The organism is Psittacicella melopsittaci (assembly GCF_003585925.1).
Taxonomy (GTDB): Bacteria; Pseudomonadota; Gammaproteobacteria; order Enterobacterales; family Psittacicellaceae; genus Psittacicella; species Psittacicella melopsittaci.
In genome coordinates this window covers 36,907-55,136 of the sequence record NZ_NRJH01000016.1, presented here as the reverse complement: position 1 = coordinate 55,136, position 18,230 = coordinate 36,907, and the positions used below count along the sequence as shown (strand labels likewise).

Annotated in this window: 11 protein-coding genes and 1 riboswitch; of the genes, 2 read left to right on the top strand and 9 right to left on the bottom strand. The window is 37.2% G+C overall.

The window, feature by feature from the left end:
- Positions 1-137: 137 nt before the first annotated feature.
- Positions 138-2,276, top strand: coding sequence for a DNA topoisomerase III (gene topB, locus CJP74_RS02060; RefSeq protein ID WP_119496619.1), 2,139 nt, complete (start codon positions 138-140; stop codon positions 2,274-2,276).
- Between the two features lie 26 nt (positions 2,277-2,302).
- Here the strand turns inward: topB and dapB are convergent, their stop codons facing one another.
- The 3 genes from dapB to CJP74_RS02045 all read right to left on the bottom strand — a co-directional run bounded on the left by dapB (position 2,303) and on the right by CJP74_RS02045 (position 6,129).
- Positions 2,303-3,100: a 4-hydroxy-tetrahydrodipicolinate reductase gene (dapB, locus tag CJP74_RS02055; protein ID WP_119496618.1), complete on the bottom strand. Its 798-nt coding sequence runs from the start codon at positions 3,098-3,100 to the stop codon at positions 2,303-2,305.
- Positions 3,101-3,127: 27 nt separating this feature from the next.
- Positions 3,128-3,913 (bottom strand): thermonuclease family protein, encoded by a 786-nt coding sequence (locus CJP74_RS02050; RefSeq protein WP_119496617.1) that lies wholly within the window; start codon positions 3,911-3,913, stop codon positions 3,128-3,130.
- A gap of 86 nt (positions 3,914-3,999) precedes the next feature.
- Complete coding sequence (locus CJP74_RS02045; RefSeq protein ID WP_119496616.1) at positions 4,000-6,129, bottom strand: carboxy terminal-processing peptidase; 2,130 nt, start codon at positions 6,127-6,129, stop codon at positions 4,000-4,002.
- Between the two features lie 153 nt (positions 6,130-6,282).
- On the opposite strand from CJP74_RS02045, the gene CJP74_RS02040 reads away from it, so the two are divergent.
- Positions 6,283-6,879 carry an HAD-IIIA family hydrolase gene (locus CJP74_RS02040; protein ID WP_119496615.1) on the top strand — a complete coding sequence of 199 codons (597 nt, stop codon included), beginning with the start codon at positions 6,283-6,285 and terminating at the stop codon, positions 6,877-6,879.
- Positions 6,880-7,188: 309 nt separating this feature from the next.
- Here the strand turns inward: CJP74_RS02040 and CJP74_RS02030 are convergent, their stop codons facing one another.
- From CJP74_RS02030 to mfd, 6 genes are all read right to left on the bottom strand, one after another.
- Positions 7,189-8,868 carry an ABC transporter permease subunit gene (locus tag CJP74_RS02030; RefSeq protein WP_119496613.1) on the bottom strand — a complete coding sequence of 560 codons (1,680 nt, stop codon included), beginning with the start codon at positions 8,866-8,868 and terminating at the stop codon, positions 7,189-7,191.
- Between the two features lie 57 nt (positions 8,869-8,925).
- Positions 8,926-9,957: a thiamine ABC transporter substrate-binding protein gene (locus CJP74_RS02025; protein ID WP_119496612.1), complete on the bottom strand. Its 1,032-nt coding sequence runs from the start codon at positions 9,955-9,957 to the stop codon at positions 8,926-8,928.
- A 57-nt stretch (positions 9,958-10,014) separates the two neighbouring features.
- Positions 10,015-10,108: riboswitch (TPP riboswitch) on the bottom strand.
- A 36-nt stretch (positions 10,109-10,144) separates the two neighbouring features.
- Positions 10,145-11,347 (bottom strand): hypothetical protein, encoded by a 1,203-nt coding sequence (locus CJP74_RS02020; protein WP_119496611.1) that lies wholly within the window; start codon positions 11,345-11,347, stop codon positions 10,145-10,147.
- A gap of 76 nt (positions 11,348-11,423) precedes the next feature.
- On the bottom strand, positions 11,424-12,677 hold the full coding sequence (locus tag CJP74_RS02015; RefSeq protein WP_119496610.1) for a hypothetical protein: 1,254 nt from the start codon (positions 12,675-12,677) through the stop codon (positions 11,424-11,426).
- Positions 12,678-12,788: 111 nt separating this feature from the next.
- Entirely contained in the window at positions 12,789-13,940 is a 1,152-nt protein-coding gene (locus CJP74_RS02010) for a lytic murein transglycosylase (protein WP_119496609.1), read from the bottom strand.
- Positions 13,941-14,004: 64 nt separating this feature from the next.
- Positions 14,005-18,213, bottom strand: coding sequence for a transcription-repair coupling factor (gene mfd / locus CJP74_RS02005; RefSeq protein ID WP_119496608.1), 4,209 nt, complete (start codon positions 18,211-18,213; stop codon positions 14,005-14,007).
- Positions 18,214-18,230: the final 17 nt, after the last annotated feature.

The window sequence follows — 18,230 nt, the reverse complement described above, 5'->3', positions numbered from 1 at the left end:
TAATGCAAATATCATTTTTTGTGTAATACAAATATCATCTTTTGTGTAATACAAAGATCATTTTTTTGTGTAATACAAATAGTACTTTTTGTATAATACAAGTAATACTATCCTATTATTTTTCTTTACACAATTGAATGATCTTTAATGCCAAAACCTTAATTATTGCGGAAAAGCCAAGTGTGGCACGAGAAATAGCCCAGTTTTTAAGCAATAAACTCAAACGCAAAGCAACAAGAAGTAATACTCATATTCAACTTGGAGATAACCTCGTAGTGACCCATTGCGTAGGACATCTCCTCAGTCAAGCCATGCCCGAAGCCTATAATCCCAAATACGCTTCTTGGCGTCTCGAAGACTTACCTATTTTTCCTCAAGAATGGAAACTTGAAGTTAGTAAGAATACGGCTGGACAATATAAAGCTGTTGCGAGCTTTATTAAAGATAAAAGTTTTAAATATATTATTCACGCAGGTGACCCTGACCGCGAAGGTCAATTACTTGTGGATGAACTTTTTGTTAATTTAAAAATTAATCCTTACCAAGATCAACGTATTCTGCGTGTCATGATCTCGGACTTAACCCCAAATGGTCTCGATAAAGCTTTTCGGGATCTACTCAGCAACCAAGAACTCTATGGCGTAAGTCAGTCGGCTTTTGCTCGAGCTCATGCAGATTGGTTACTGGGGATGAACCTTTCCCGAGCAGCTACTATTTATGCACAAAAGCATCAATTTAAAGGGGTAATTCGTATTGGGCGGGTAATGTCGCCAGTAATGCAATTAATTTGGCAAAGACAACAAGAAATAGAAAACTTTGTTCCCCATAATTACTATCAACTCTATGCCCAAGTTAAATCAGCTCTAGGACAAGAATTTGCCATTACTAATAACGGACAGGCAACTACGAGTCCTTATTTTGTTGTGCGCTTAGATTTACTCCGCACCCTCGAAGCCCAAAAACCAGAAATTAAAAAGGCAACAACCGAGCTTTTAGTTAATGACGATTTTCTCGCTCGTATAGTTGATGAAGAAGGACGCATAGTTAATGAAAAGTTTGTTGAAGCCTTACCAGCAGCTCTCAGTGAAAATCCTTTTGGTACAGTAACCAAAGCTGAACAAAAAACTAAAGAGCAACGTCCGCCTTTAGGCTTGTCTTTACACGACTTACAAACTTTAATGTATAACTCTTTTGGTGTAAGTATTGATGATACTTTACAAGCTGTACAAAACCTGTATGAACGCAAGGTAGTTACCTATCCGCGTACTGACTCTAATTACTTTAATGAAACTGATTTTAACGATCGCCATAAAATTCTGGCAAACTTACAACAAAGCAGTGAGCAATTAGGCGTAGATAGACACAGTAATTACTTCCGTTTAAATCCAGAGCAAAAATCAGCAATCTGGCAAAGTAAAAAGGTAACTAACCACTCGGCTTTAGCACCAACTACTCAGAGTTACGACTTTAAGGGCTCATTTGCCGAAAATATGGCTTATAAGCTTATAGCCCAAAGATACCTAATGCAATTTATGCCTAATGCCGAATATGCTGATTCCTTTTTACAGGTTGAGTTTGAAGCATTTAAACGTCCTTGGGCGTTTACTGCTAAGTCTTCGACACTAAAATATCCAGGCTGGAAATTCCTTAGTCTTAGTGCCAAGGATAAAGAAAACCTCAAGCAAGGAAGCAAAGAACAGGCTCCAGGAAGTTTAGCATCAATTGTTGCAAATCAATTGGTAGCCAATATTAATCTCGGTGACCCTGTAGAAATTAATGACATGGCTAAAGAAGTTAAACTAACTAGCCCACCAAGCTATTTTAATGAAGCAAGTTTACTTACAGCCATGACTCATATTGCCCGCTATGTTACTTCTGCCAAGGTTAAAAATATTCTTAATGAAACTGATGGCTTGGGTACTGAAGCAACTCGGGCGGCTATTATTAAAAAATTGTTTGATAGCCAATATTGCTATAAAGAAAGGGGCAAGGATATTAAAGTTACGCCAATAGGGCAAGCTATTTTACAAGCTTTACCGCCTGAAGTAACTGTACCCGATACTACTGCTTTATGGGAATTGAGCTTAAAAAACATTAGCCAAAACCAAGATACTTACCAAAACTTTATGGCTAATATTCAAACTTGGATCAACCAACTGTTACAGCAAATGCAACAAGAAAGTAATAAGTTTAGGGCTTTAACAGGCTTGGGCTTGAGCAAAGGAGAGTATAAAAGTAAAGGGAAAAAAATATATCGCAAAAAAAAGACGGTCTAGCTTTCTAGATCGTCTTTTTTTATAACTTATAGTTTATCTAAACCTAAAACATTAGTCATGTCGTAAAGTTTTGCTTCAGGTCCTTGGCTTAACCAAAGAGCTGCATGTACTGCCCCACGAGCAAAAGTAATACGGTCAGATACTTTGTGGCTTAATTCAATTCTTTCGCCAATATCAGCAAACCAAACTGTATGTTCCCCAATTACATCGGCAGCACGAATTGTAGAAAAACCAATTTCATCTTTAGTACGCGGACCTATAAGACCATTACGCTCTTTTACCGCAACTTCATCTAGGTCACGTCCTAGAGCTTTACAAATGTGTTCGCCTAAAGCTAGAGCTGTACCTGATGGAGCATCTACTTTATTGTGGTGGTGAGCTTCAATAATCTCAATATCCGAATAAGTACCCATAACACGAGCAGCTTTTTCTACTAGTTTGAACATCAGGTTCATCCCTACGGAAAAGTTAGCGGCAAATACTACAGGAATACTTGTACTTGCTTGCTGAATTTTTTCTTTTTGTTCAGCATTTAAACCTGTAGTACCAATTACTAGAGGTTTACCTAGTTTTTGGCAATGTGCTAAAGTTTCTAATGTAGACTCAGGAGAAGTAAAATCAATTGCTACATCAAAATCTGTAGCTTGGCTTAGGTCACTAATATATTTTACTTCAGCAAACTCAGGTACATTTTGCCCTAATTGCGGTGCTTCAGGATGAACTACTGCGTAAGCTAAAGTAGTATCAGGGTTAGACGCTACAGTTTTAATTAGGTTAGTACCCATACGGCCTGCAGCCCCTTTAATAAGAATTCTTTTTGTCATATTAAGCCTCAAAAATAAAAAAAGTTATTATTGTTGTGGATCTACTGGAGGTAAAGCATTGATCCAATTTTTTTGCTCCCACATGCCTAGGCGATTGTTTTGTGCATCTATGGCTGCTAAAGCGTATTGTTCACCCCAATATTGCTGGATATTTACTTTTAGATCAACAAAAGCATAGCCGTTAAAAAGCATAGTATAGGCTATATTTGCTCCTAAAACATTATAGGCAGTTGCTTGGTAAGCTTGATTATCAGCTTGGTGAATTTGTAAGTAAACGGTCGAGTTATCGCCACCAAGACTAATAATCTTTTTGAGTTGCTCTTGAGCTTGCTTACCATAGGTCGCTTCTTGTCCTTGGGCATTGGTTAAAGCTGGAGCATAGAGGCCAAGCAGATTTACGGTAATGCGTTTGTTGCCCGCAAATAAACAAGTAAAACTACTTGCTGTTTGCACTTGGACATTAGTACAAGCTGGTAAAGTTTGGGCAAAGTTAATATTTGGGACTATAGCAATATATTGCGTTTGATAACCTACGTTACCTAAACCTGGAATTTCAATGCGAGGCACCTGACTAAAATCTTGCTCTTGGATTTGTACTTCAGGTGGTGCTTGCTCTGGTTCTTGGGCTAGCATAGGTTGTTTAACGGCAGCATCCGAAGTTGGGGCTTGGAGTTGCTGTTGGTCATAGTAATAAACCACGCCCGCAAAGATTAAAAAGAGGAGCGGAAAGAGAAAAAGTTTACGACGATTACGACGCCAACGCTCTTGGGCTGCGTTATCTTCGCGTTGTGGAGTTTGTTTATAATCGGACATATTTTTTTCAAAAGATTAGATATAGATTAAAATCTTTCCTATTATAACACAAAAAAAAAGAGCCCTAAATTAGGCTCTTTTTTCTGCTAGTTTCTAAAATTATTAGTATAAGTTACAAGCATTTGTTTCACTAAATCTAACACAGGATCTGGTCCAGTGGTTACATCAGCATTGGTAAAAGCACGATAGTTTGGATAAGTTTTCTTACCATTAGCTTTTGCCCAAGAGTTATAACGATTTAATGATTCTCTTTCATAGAATTTTTGGTAATCGAGACGACGACTATAGTTTATATAACTAACTTTTGCTTCGTTTTCTTTATGTACACGGAGAATAAAGTTAGCATAGTCACGATACTCTTTATTGGTTTTACTCCAATTTTGTTCGAGATCTTTTAGTTGTTGGATATAGGCAGGTTTTACATAATCTGTAAATGCCGTAAATCTAGTCTCATTAATTACCGAATATGGTAGAGGATTAAAGCCTGTACGTTCTGAATCTGCAGCTGCCGGGATAGCTGTAATGTTAACATCTGGAGTTACCCCATTAAACTGAGTTGCTCCCCCAGTTAAACGGAAGAATTTTTGAATGGTAATAATTGAAATACCATCGTTCGAGAAGTCACTTATAGGGCGAGGTTCTTGTACTGTACCCTTACCGTATGAAGTACTTCCTACTACAATTCCACGTTTATAGTCTTGGATAGCAGCTCCTAAAATTTCTGAAGCAGAAGCAGAATAACCATTAATTAAAACAATAATAGGTTTGGTAAAGAGGCTAGCACGATTATTAAAATCGTAAGTGCTCGAAAGTTTAACATTACCTACTACTTGCGATGGAGACGAAGTTACTTGGAAAATCGGAGCATAAGGTCCAAAGAATAGTTCCGACATTCTGAGTAATTCATCAACAAGACCACCACCGTTATTACGTAAGTCAATAATTAAACCTGCAATATCACGGTTATCTTCGATAAGTTTACGGATATCATTAGCTACGCCCGTGTAGAACATACCAAAAGATAGAACCCCATATTTTTTACCACCAACTCTATAGGTCTCTAATTTGGCAGTTTCGTCTTGTTTTTCTACCTCTCCACGAACAATAGATACTACTTTAGTGTAACCATTGCTAGAAAGAAGACGTAGGAAAACTTTAGTATTGCGTTGTCCTCTAATGAGGCGTACTACACGATCTTGGCTTAAGCCTTCTACTGAAGTCCAGTTGCGATTGTCATTAGAAACGGCAAGAATTTCGTCTCCTTTTTCAATCCCACCTTGTTTAGCCGAAGGACCGCCTGGGAGAACGCTTACAATTTCAAAAGTACCGTCGGTATTACCTTTAAAGCTTACGCCGATACCCACAAAGGATCTACTTAAACCATCAGCAAAATCTGACTGACGTTCAGCAGGGAAGAATTTAGAGTGATAATCTGCTCCCCCTACAGTATAAGAATTCATAAATAAACCAAACACATCACTATTGCTGGTATTATTTAGAATGCTTTGGAAGTTAACTAAACCACGAATAGCATAAGCACAAATTTCGCTCCAACTAAACGTAGTTTTTTCTAATTTAATTGAAATTAAACGAGATAAAGCTAATTCACGTGCTAGCTCATCTACGCTCTTACGATTTGCATTACGATAACTAGCTTTTTCCCCTAAAGCAAGCACGCCATTGGTATCTAAGTTAGGTTGCTTGTCTTTAAGAGATAAAATATAAGCTGCTTGAGCTCGGTTAATCTCTGTAGCTCTTTGCACATAAATTCGATAAATTTGCCAAGCTATATTTAAGTCATTAGTTAGCTTTGGCGTACTACCGCGAGTAAATTGAGACTTAAATCCATCAACGTCTTGTTGGGTAAAATAAATCTTATTAGGGTCTAAAACTGATAAATAAAACTCGAGAACTTTTTCAGCGTGTTCACTGCCACGGTTAATTCTTACGCGATCATAATGAAACTGAGCAAATTGCCCCTGCACTTGACGAAATGGGTAGAATTGATTTTGAGCGGGAGTAAAACTTGCACTAAGGATACTACTATTTACCACAAAGCGATCTAAAATTGAATTTTGGAGATAGGTACGATTATCAATCGGACTCGCTTTAGTGCTAGAAATTACAACCGCATTGGCTGTTTGCGAAACAGACATAATTGCCGTTAGTGACGCTAAAGTTGCGACGAATACTGTTTTTAAAAATGTTTTCTTCATAGGTATGCAGTTGTTTCTGTCTTTAATTTAAAATTTCTCCACCTTTCTCAAGATATAAAAACACTCCTTCATTATATATTATACTCTTTTTTTCCTTGAAGCCAAAAAGTCTTATATAATAAGAAAAAAAATTTGCAACCCTTTACTTTAGTTATGCCTGAATATAAATTAACCTCAGTAACCCCTCATATGCTTTTAGCGCAAAAGCATCTTGAAGGGCAAAAACCTACCACCCCTATAAAAGTACTCTTTACTGACCGTGATGATACGATTAACGATGATGGTCCAGGTTATTTACACCAGTATGAGCAAATGGAGATTTTTCCGCAAGCTTACCAAGTATTGCGCCAAAAACAACTCCAGGGCTACTTTATTGTTATAGTAACTAATCAATCGGGAATTAGTAAGAACAAGTTTAGCGAGCAAGACTTTATCCAATGCATGAATGATATGGCTCGAGATGCCTACCAAACTACAGGCTTAGTTATCGATGCCGTGCTCTATGCTAAAACTTCCGATGATAGTGAACCTTGGCGCAAACCTAATCCGCAAACTTTTATTGAATTTAGTCAATACTTTAATGTAGATCGCAGTAAAAGTTACATGATGGGGGATAAAACTATCGATATTCTCTATGGAAAAAACCTTGGTCTTACAACTATTGCCGTACGCACAGGTACCGAAATTTGCCAAGAGGCAGATTATGTTATTGACTCTATTGCCGATCTAAAGCAAATTCCTTTTAAATAAAATAGTTTACTCTCCGCAAGTTAAGTGCTTTTAGCTACTTTAAGTTTTTAGTTTTTTAAGCTTGCTTAAGTTTTTTAGTTTTTTTGTTTCATTAAGCTTTTTTGCCTCGGCAAAAACAAATTGGCAAAAGCTAAAAATCAACCTTGAGTTTAACTTAGCTCTGACAATAGTAAAAAGTACAACGCTTGCAAGAGTAAAAATAGCAATTCTAGCAAGAGTAAAAGAACAACTCTTGCTATAGTAAAAAAGCAACTCATGCAAAACTAAAACAAAAAATACCTCTGAACCTTTGCGTTCAGAGGTGTTTTTTTAAAAGTCTTTTTTGCTTCTTTGTAAAAAGTAATAGGCAATAAAGCGTAAAACTAAAATTCCTCCTAACAGACACATAGCGGTGATATTGCCCTGGTTAGAAGCAAAGCTATTTAACTGATTAGAAAGCAAATAGGTAATACTCGAAAGTTGATTATTACTTACAAAGAATAAAATTATTGAATAATCCCCGAGGCTTAAAATAAACACGGTCGTCGCAGCATAGATTAAGGAGTTCTTTAATAAAGGTAACTCATATAAATATAAACTCTGCCATGAGTTTAAGCCTACCATTAAGGAAAGAGGACTATAGTTTTGAATTTGCATATAAGCAGGATAGAGATAGTTTAAGCTAAAAACTATGGCTCCAAAGGCATTGGCTAAGACTATGAGAAAAACAAAGCCCCAAGTCCCAACCGCAACATCTAAACCTAAGTTAAGAAAAAGAAAATACCCTGCCCCTAAAAGCATGCTTGGAATTACTAAACTAAGTAAACTGAGGTTATTTATCCACTGTGCCGTATAATCCCCTAACCAACGTAAACCACGTAAAATTAAAATACTTGCTCCTAAACAAACTAGAGTTGCTCCAGCAGCTATAATTAAACTCATTTGCGTAGCCCGCCATAACTCCGACCAAGGATAACTAAAAGTATCACCGGTAAAGGCTCTTACTGACGTATCCTCGAGCTGACGTTGGGCATTTTGGTAGAGAAAAATCGCACTTTTAATGCCTGTATAAACCAGGCTAAATAACGGCATGCCAATAAAAATTATTGCCCCTGCTGAGTAAAAATAGGAAGTGATTTTTTTCCACTTGCTTCCTGGCCATAATCTTGGCACATAGCTATAGCTTCCCTCTTGCAATTGGGTACTATTACTTTGGTTTTGACTTGGTTTTACCAGAGAAATTAAAGCAATTAAACCCAGCGAGAAAATAATTTGTAAAGTGGCAATAACACAAGCTTTAGTAAAGTTAGCTTCGGTAACCAAAGAATTGTAAATGGCTACCTCAAAGTTAGTATAGGCTGGCCCCCCGAGGAATAAAACTAGAGCAAAGCTATTAAAGCAAAGCATAAAGAGCAAGAGCCAAAGATTAAGCAGATTATTTTTTACATAAGGATACTCTAAAATTCTTGCTCTTTGCAAAAAACTAAATTGACACATTTGCGCTAATTTAATGTTTTCTAGGGGAATTTTTTGCATGCTATTGTAAATTGCACTAGTAGCATAACCTAAATTAAAGTAGGTATTAGCAACTACTATTCCCACTAAACCATAAATACTAATATTTATGCCAATTTGTCTTAACCAACCATCTTGACCAAAAATGGCAATAAAAGCAAACACCACTAAAATTGTTGGTAAAGAAAAGCTAGTATTAGTAATGGTTAAGAGCCAAGAGGTATACTTGGGCGGTAAATAATAAATAGCCTTGGCTAAAAAGTAACTCAAAACGACAATAATTGTTGCCGAAAGACTTGCTTGCCATAAAGTATTTTTCAGGTACAAGCCACTAACTTGCTTTACCACTTGCCACCAGTCTGAAACCGGAGTTGAGTTTAAATCAAACTCAGGACGTACTAAATATAAGCTCAGCAAGCTAATCGCATAGAAAAGACAAATAAAACCTAAAACCAACCAAGCAATGCTAATTTCTTGCCATTTATATTTTTTCATAAACAAAAGTAAAGCTAACTAAAAGGTAAAACCTCTAGTTAGCTTGCAAAAATTACCTTAGTTTCCTACAAACACTTTAACATATGCGTCTAGTGCAGATTTTTCTGCTTGCGCATCTAAATTACGTAAATCTAATACTTTGTAATTGTTAATGCCTGCAGCTACTTTACGTTCTTCTGGACTTAAAACAGAATCTATATTAACTACAGGATATGAAGAGTTGTATTTGAAAAATACTTTTTGTGCTTCTGGAGTTAATAAGAAAGCGGCAAACTGGTCAGCTAGAGCTGCATTTTGCGTTTTAGCAGGAAGCAGAACACTGTCTACTAAAAATGGTAATTGTGCCCCTTGTAATAAAGGTTGTAAATTAGTTTTATTCTCTACTAAGGTATGATAAATAACTGAGGAAGAATAACCTAAAGCAGCTTGAGATTCACCTTTAGCAAATACCCCATACGAAGATGACCAACCTTTACCTACAGTAACTGTATGGTCTTTAATTTTTTGCCATAAAGCTACACGAGAAGCATCATCTTGCCCATAGTAAGCAATAATTTTATTTAAAGTACGACCTAAGTCATTACTACGTGGATCCCCAAAAATAAAACTAAAGTTAATATTGTTAATTAAATCCACAAAGCTAGTATAGTTTTGTCCAGGAGTATACTTGTCGCTATTGTAAATTACTGTTACAGCTGATGAACTTAAAGGTTGCGCATAAGGGTTGTTCCAAGTGCTTGCAAATGGGAAGTTATTTAAAGATTCAGGAGCATAGTTAATCGGACGGAATAATTTGCTTAATTGATCTTTAGCTATAGTTGCTGAGTTAATATCAACCCCAACAATTACATCAACCGGTTGCGCACTTTTACTGTTAACTGTAACTACGTATTTATTTAACATTTGAAATTGGCTCGAATCCGTAATCCAATTTATTTTACAGTTACATTGAGGTTCAAAAAGTTTACTAATTTGTTCCGCAACACCATAATCACGAATTACTTCATAGGTGAGAACATTTAAAGTAGGTTGATTTGCAAAGGCTGGTAGAGCTAAAAGACTAAAAGAGAGAAGGGAAAGTTTTTTCATGATATATATTCCTTAAGAAAAAAGAGATTACCATAAATATATATCACCGGGGGATTTAGGGTATAGAGGATCATTTCCTACGCAGCTATTGGGCTGATCAGGTTCGACGGATATACTCTCAGGCTTTTGCAAGCCACTCCGATGACACTCATTTATAATAGCATAAAACTATTAGAGATTTGTTGTTTTATAAATAAGCTAACTCAGGCAAATAATTCTCGCTAGTTAACTTAACTAAAACTCTATGTTCGCGTTCTAGAGCTACTAATTGCTCAGGATCGCTAATTTTATCACGCTCTGCCCAGAGTTTATTGTGCTCGGCAATAATTACTTCGGGACGGTATTGCGGATCATGAATAAAGGTTTCCAGATCTACGGCATCGCGTCCATAAAGATGCCCTTGGGCTTCACTTTCAGGATAGTTAAAACTAGCAAAGATTTTTGCTACATTTTCATAAGTAAAAAACTCAGGGTCTATGGCTACTTCTGGTAATTGATCTACCATTTTTTGCCAATCTACTTGCTCATAAGGAGCGCCATTAACAAATCTCGCTTCTACTTTCTCTTTACTTAATTTTTGATAATAGTAGAGCTTTTCCGTATCAAAGTGAAGCGAATTTAAAAAGGCTTTTTCACCTACAGCCTTAGCTCCGCGAGCAAATTTTTGTAATTCATAAATTTGCGTATTTAGGTCTTTTTCTTCTTCGCTACCTTGTACAGGACGATTAACACACATTTGGAATGGGGCAGTTTTATCTAGCTTAACCACCACATGATCATAACCATTACAAATATCGGCAACCCTAAATTTTTTATGTTCGTGTACACTTTCGTGTAAAACATCTTTACGAATATTTGCCTTATAAAAATAAGCAAAGTTTTCTTGGTCGGTCTTAAATTTTAACTGCATGCACAGTTTAGTATACTCAAGAAGTTTTTGACTAAAAACATGGTCGCAATCTACTTTAAATAGCCAAGCTTTATCATAGTCGCCATTTTCTCGAGCTAGCTCTTCTAAATGTAGTAAAGCATATTGCGAATAGGCATGTAGTAACCAAAAACGCGAAATACCATTGTAAATATAGTTATAAAAACCAGGTAAACCGTGATAAATCACATGAAAAGGATATTTTACCAACCGAAAACCTGGATTTTTAGCAATAAATTCTTGCGCTATAGCTAGAGAGGCATCGGCTTTAATACCTGGTAAGGGTTCGTGATAGCAAATAATTCCCTTTTTAAAAAATGGCACCAGAGATTCAAGGCAAGTTTTTAAAGTAATTGCCTCGTTGCTAAAACGAATATAAGCATAGGGCTCAAAGTCCTCACACTGATGCTCTTTTACCAGTTCACGTAAATCTTCTAGCGTATAGTTTGGATTTAGTTTCATATATATTTTAGTTGTCTTTTTAACTTAGTTTGTTCTTTAGACAAATTTATTTTGCCTAAAGTTTAAAACACCTTGCTTACAAGGTGTTATTACTATATTTGATTTTATCTAAATATTCATCGGCTAAAATTCTGGAAATAACATTAAAGTCGATAAAAAATTCAAGATTATTGCGTTTTTGCCCTGAAACTTCATATTCATTTCTTTGTTTATTTAAACGTTTGGCAACAATTTCAGGACGATAATCTTCTTGTTTAAACAGTTCTGCTAAATTAAATTGGGCAAAGCTCGCTTGGGCTTTTACCTTTCTAAAAGTATGAGCTACTTGTTTTAAATAGGCTTCACTATAAAAGTCTAAGTGATTTACCACTTCAGGAACTTGTTTGCTCAGGTTTTGCCAATTACAATCGCCTAGTTTAACACTTGCACCTTGATAATTAGTGACAAAGTTTACTCCTAAAACAAAATACTTGCGTGTACAAAGAGCAGTATTTTCTTTAAATACAGGATAAGCTTGAGAAATTACGCGATTTTTTCGTCCATCGCGATCTATTTTAAAATCAAACTTACTTATACTTGCTAAAGGAGCAAAAAACTCACCTGCTTGTAAACTACAAGAGATAAAGTTAATATCTCCTTGTGCACTTACTTTAAAGGCATAAGGTTGATAAACTTGATACTTGCCATAACTCCGACAAATATACTCAAAGAGATAAGCCACACTTAGCGGATCAAAAATAGTTTGGCTATTAGTTTTTAAAACCCAAGCTTTATCTTCGGTGCCTTGAACTTTAGTTAAAATGCGTAAATGCTCTAAAGCATAATTCCACACAGCATCGCTTAACCAATAACGAGAAGTACCTTTATAAAGATAGGTTTCGAGCTCAGGATAGTTTTCTGGAATAGCGGCAAATGGGTAAGTAAGCAGTTTATAGCCTGAATTTATGAAGCAAAATTGCTTTAATAATGCCAAAGTATCATCTTCCTCAACGCCACCAACCGCAGGAAGAAAAACTATAATTCCTTGCGGAATTAAATTGGCTAAACTGCGTAAACTCGAAAGAGCGGTTTCACTCCCACTTTCAACGCAAGTTAAAACGTAAGGAGAAATATCTTTTAGTTCCGGCAAACGAAACTGTTTGTGACTTTTACCTTCGAGATTGCTAAGATTTACTTCTAATAATGAAGAAAAACTTGACGGTAAATCAGGTAAAACAAAGTCATCTTCGATTTTAATATTGTTAACTTCTTGTCCTAAAGGTTGACCTATAGTAGCAACCTCTTCTGAAGCCAAGGTTACAGAGTTTGATTGTAAGTTATTTTTGCTCATAGTGGCACTAATCTAAAAAAGTTAAATTGTTAGGTCTATTTTTGAAAGTTAAATTGTTTTTTATATTGTACCACTTCCCCCAACGTTTTTGCACTAAAAAAGCCCCTAGACCTAAGGTCTAGAGGTTTGAATTTGTTCATAAATTAAATTAGCAAAAGTTCCGTTGGCATAAGCAAAATATGACGAACGATTCCAATGCATATAAACTTTATAGTTTTGGGTAACTAAGTAAGCTTGTTTAGGTTCATTGTGAGGCACAACTAACCATAATGGTGTAGTGTCACTTACGCCACTAGCATAAGCCATATTACCTTGATCGGCATTAGGCACTAGACCTAAAGCTTGCCATTGAGCTAGAGTTCTTCCTGCTCCGCCCACGCCTACTAGATCTTTATACTTAGTTAAATATTGCTCAAAAGTCATATTAACTTTTAAGCCCCAAGGTAAGTCAGCTTGCCAGCCTTCTTTATGGAGGTAATTGGCAATAGAGGCAAAAGAGTCTATTGCTGACAACCAAATATTTACTACCCCATCTCCATTACCATCGGCACCATAGAGTAGGTAAGATGTAGGCATAAATTGAATTTGCCCTACAGCCCCTGCCCAAGACGAGTTCATTTCTGCCTTGGTAAAGCCGTTAATTTCCATTACCCGTAAAGCATTGAAAAACTCACGCATAAAGTAATCACGACGACGCCCTTCATAAGCTAAAGAGGCTAAAGAGTCAAGGAGGTTATAGCTTCCTTGGTTGCGACCAAAGTTAGACTCCATGCCCCACAGACCAACAATTACTTGCATAGGCACTTGGTATTGGACTGATATTTTTTCTAATACTGGACGATAGTTTTCTAATAAAGCTACCGCTCGATCCACGCGCCCTGTACTTATATGCATATTTAAGTATCTTTGCATCAGAGCTTCTTCTTTAGGCTCTTTAACTACAGTTTGCCCTGAGCTTTGGCGGTTACTAAGAATACGTTCATATTGAGCTTGGTCTGCTCTAACCACGCGCGGATTAAAAGTTAAAGTTTTTAATTGCTCTAATACGCGTTGATCAAAGCCTTGCGCTTTGGCATTGGCAATTAAAAATTCCACAAACTCAGGCCATGTACTAGCATCAGCAGCATAAGGGATATCGGTCTTAGGAGTATCGGCTACGGCTAGAGGCTGAGTTAGATTTGGGCTCGGCTTAACATTATCGGCACAAGAGGATAAAGCAAATAAAGCCAAAAACGGAACGGTAAATAAGTTTCTGTATCGCATCCTAAAAAATTCTCGTTGTTGTGTTTGCTTTTTATTATAGCAAACAAAAGCCTAGGGGAGAACTCTAGGCTTTATCTTCAGCTAATTCCTTAGCTTGTTTGTGCAATTGTGCTTTCTCGAGTTGCGAAGGTTTTAGTTTAACTAAACGTTTACTATGTTCTTGCTCAAACTCTTGACGGGCAAGTTGTTCAATTTGTCCATCAATATTTTCGAGAGCACGATTTTGACTATCTTGGAAAACGGCAGTTTCCATTTCAAATTTAATCTCGCGAGCTTGACGATCCAGTTTAGCACGGAACTCTTGTTCGTTCTCGAGTTCTTCTGGAGAAAGCTGAGCTTGATTAATTTGCGAAGCAAACTGAGCAGCACCTTGGTTAACCACCCTTTGTCCTTTGCTCGTACGACGATATACGCGAGCTGCGTCGGCAAGTTCAGGCTGACTATTAGTTTTAATTTTACTTTCATCAACAATAATGCCAAGGACTTTGTTAATGGTTTTCATAACTTCGAGCTCATCGCCTTTGAATTTATTAATTACTAAACTATCTTGCGTTACTCTAAACACTTCTGGATAGGTAGAAACTAATTTAAAAGCCTGATCTACATTAAGCTTGTCCGTGCTTTCCCAAGTAATGGTAGCTGCTCCGCGACTCAGAACTATCGACTTGAGTCCTGCATCTTGATAATGGAGACGGAGCTTGTGCATCATAAACATGGTTCTTAGAGGCGTTGGCAATGGACCATGGTTTTCAATAATGCTATTGGCAATTTCTTCCAGTTGGAATTCACTGCTTGCATTATCTATTTGGCGATAGTAGAACACGCGTAGGTTCGCAGACTCAATATAGCTCGAAGGAATTAAACTCGGGATGTCTAGATCTATTTCTAGACGTTTACTCATAATTGAATCTATATCTAACTCTTTATTGTTACGTAATTGTTTAACCGCATTTTGTAACATGCTCATATAAAGAGTATAGCCTATTTCATCAATTTTACCCGATTGCCCTTCCCCTAAAACTTCACCTGCTCCACGAATTTCTAAATCATGGGTAGCAAGAATATAACCTGCCCCTAACGAATCTATATCCGTGAGCGATTTAAGACGCAAGCGAGCCTCGGTAGTCATGTGATTTAAATCTGGCACTAGTAAGTAAGCATAGGCTTGACGGAACGAGCGTCCTACCCGACCACGCAATTGGTGCAACTGTGCCAAACCAAAGTTTTGCGCATTGTTAATTATTATGGTGTTAGCATTAGGCACATCTATTCCCGTTTCCACAATGGTGGTACAAACAAGAACATTAAAGCGTTGATTATGAAAGCTCATCATTACTTCTTCGAGCTGGCTTTTTGCCATTTTCCCATGCCCTACGCCTACGCGAGCATGTGGTACCAGTTCACGAATGCGATTAGCTACTGCTTCAATGCTTCCTACATCATTGTGAATGAAAAAGACTTGCCCCCCTCGTTGAATTTCTCTGGCAATGGCATCTTTTACTACCTCGGTTTTATCACTTTCGTATAAAGAGGTAATAATTGAGAGACGATTTGGGGGTGCGGTCGAAATTAAAGAAATATCTCTAAAACCATTAAGAGCTAGATTTAGGGTGCGCGGAATCGGGGTAGCAGTCATGGTAATAACTTCGACGTTAGCTCGCATTTGTTTGAGCTGTTCTTTTTGTCGTACCCCAAATTGATGCTCTTCATCAATAATTAAAAGACCTAAATCTTTGAACTTAACTCGTTTTTTTAACAGAGCATGCGTCCCAATAATAATATCAACCAGCCCTTGTTCGAGGCGTTCGATAATGCGGTTATTGGTTGTTGCGGTGTTAAAACGCGAAAGTATTTCAACATTTGCTCCCGTAGCCGCAAATCTATCTCTAAAGCTTTCGTAATGTTGTTGGGCTAATAAAGTTGTAGGCACAAGAATTGCTACTTGTTTAGCATTGGTAATAGCAACAAAGGCTGCACGCATAGCAACTTCGGTTTTACCAAAGCCCACATCACCACAAATCAGACGATCCATTTTCTTATCCGAACTCATGTCATCTAACACTTGTTGGATAGTAGCATACTGATCTGGAGTTTCTTCATAACGAAACTGCGAAACAAACTCTTGGTACTCTTGCTCAAAAATAGTATAAACTATGCCTTTTTCCACCATCCGGCGGCTTTCAAGGTCAAGAAGTTTGGCTGCCATATCGCGAATTGACTCTAAAGCCTTTTCTCGTGATTTTAACCAACGTTTAGCCTTGCGTCCTGAAACTGCCGAAAGAAGTTCGCGAGGTACATCCCCTACATGCTGCTGTCCATAAGAGGAAAGTAAATGTAAATCTTTAACTGGAACAAAAAGATTAGTATCAGCAAACTCTAATTCGAGCATGTCTTGCGGAAAATCTGGAGTAAACTCATAGGTTTTTAAGCCCAGATAACGACAAATCCCGTGGTTCTCATGAACAAGTAATTGCCCTTCGTGTAATTCGAGTAAACCTTGAATTACTTGGTTGGCATTTTTTTGTTTAATACGAGCCAGAGTACGCGAACGCGTAACAAACGAACCTACGACATCTTGTTCAGAAAGAATTATATAGGCAGTTTTTTTGCTTTCATCATAGTAAGCAAAGCCTGATTTTAAGCTCGAAATTAAACAAGAAAAAACTACTGGATTAGCTACGGCAGCTGGATCGCTGTTTTGCAGGCGATTATATTCTTTATTGCCTCGACTCGAAACTACTTGCTTTTTATAAGTATTGGCAAATTGTTGGGCTAGAGTATACTTCTCTTGGGGTTCAATAAACTTGAGAGGAATATCCTCAAGCAAATCAATAAATGAATTTAAACGTCCTTTATTACCCGCACTTACGGTAATATGCACATTACTAAAGTTAGCTCTTAGTTTACGAATAAAACTTACGAGCTTGTATAAAGGGTGATTTTCAGTTACTTTAGGAGCAAATAGATTGCGTAAAGCTAAAGCATTAATATTTTCTAGCGATTTTAAAGTAAGATCACCAATAATCGGTTGATTTTGTCTATTTAATCCTAAAGTAATGAGCTTTTGTACATTAGGTTGGGCTTCGAGTTTTACTTCCTCTTTAGTTCCTACTGAGTTTTGCACATAAGACTGCAACAGATTATCTAAAGGTAAAAATGGGCTCGTATGTTCGAGCTCTTGTCCTTTTAACTCTTGCCCCTGAGCCAAGTGCGACATACTAGTAAAGTAGTCTTCATACTCAATTAAGTTAGCCTTAGCTCTTAATTGCTCTAATAGTTGCTCAGTATTAAAGTAAAGATCTTCAACTTTAACTGGTGGCCAGAGGCGATTATCGACGCGGTCTTGATAACGACGCTCATTTTCGGCAGCAAAGAACTCGCCCACGCCTTGGTAACCTGTAAAGTAAACTACTTGTACTTGTCCTTTGAGGTAGTCAGCTAGCGAGCTTAAAGGTGCCTCATAAAATAGAGGTAAGTAGTATTGCGAGCCTTGTGGTAAAGGACCTTCATTTTCGGTAATTAAGGCATAAATCGAATTTACATCCACAGGTATAGAACCAAAGTAGTCTAAAAACTTCTGGGCAAAATTCTTTCTTGCTACCTTGCTACTTGGAAACTCTGAACCTGGGTTAATATTTATTGATTGGACATTAACAAAGTTTTGACGCTCTTCGGTAGTATAAGAACGTATCCGGTCAATAGTGTTTTCAAAAAAGTCTAAACGATAAGGGAACTCAGCTCCCATTGGGAAAAAGCTAATTTGTCGACGAGCTTGAGAAAATTCACCAGGCTCATAAACTAAATCTACTTCACTATAACCTGCATCTAAAAGATCTTGACGCACTTGCTCGAGACTACGTTCTTGCCCTGCACGGTAGTTAGTTACATTAACAAAACTACTTGCTGGCGGTAGCTTATGTAAAGCCGTAGTTAAAGAAAGAATATAAATTCCTGGCACTCCACTACCTAGAGCTTCAAGAAAGCTAATGCGTTCGGAAATAATTTGGGCACTTGGACTAAAACGATCATAAGCTAAAGTACCCCAATCTGGACAGTAAAAAACGTTATACTCTTTGTCCGCTAAATCTTTTAAAAAACCATATAAATAATCAGCCTGATTATTACTATTGGCTAAAATAAGAAGTTGCCCGTCTTGAAGCTGAGCAAATTGCTCTTGCAGTAAAAAAGGTACTGCATCTTCAACTACACGGGCAATTTTATTGGTTTGCTTAAAAGATAGAGAGAAGGGCAAAGTGATAAAGTTGCTTGCCATTTGCGCCTCACTTCTAC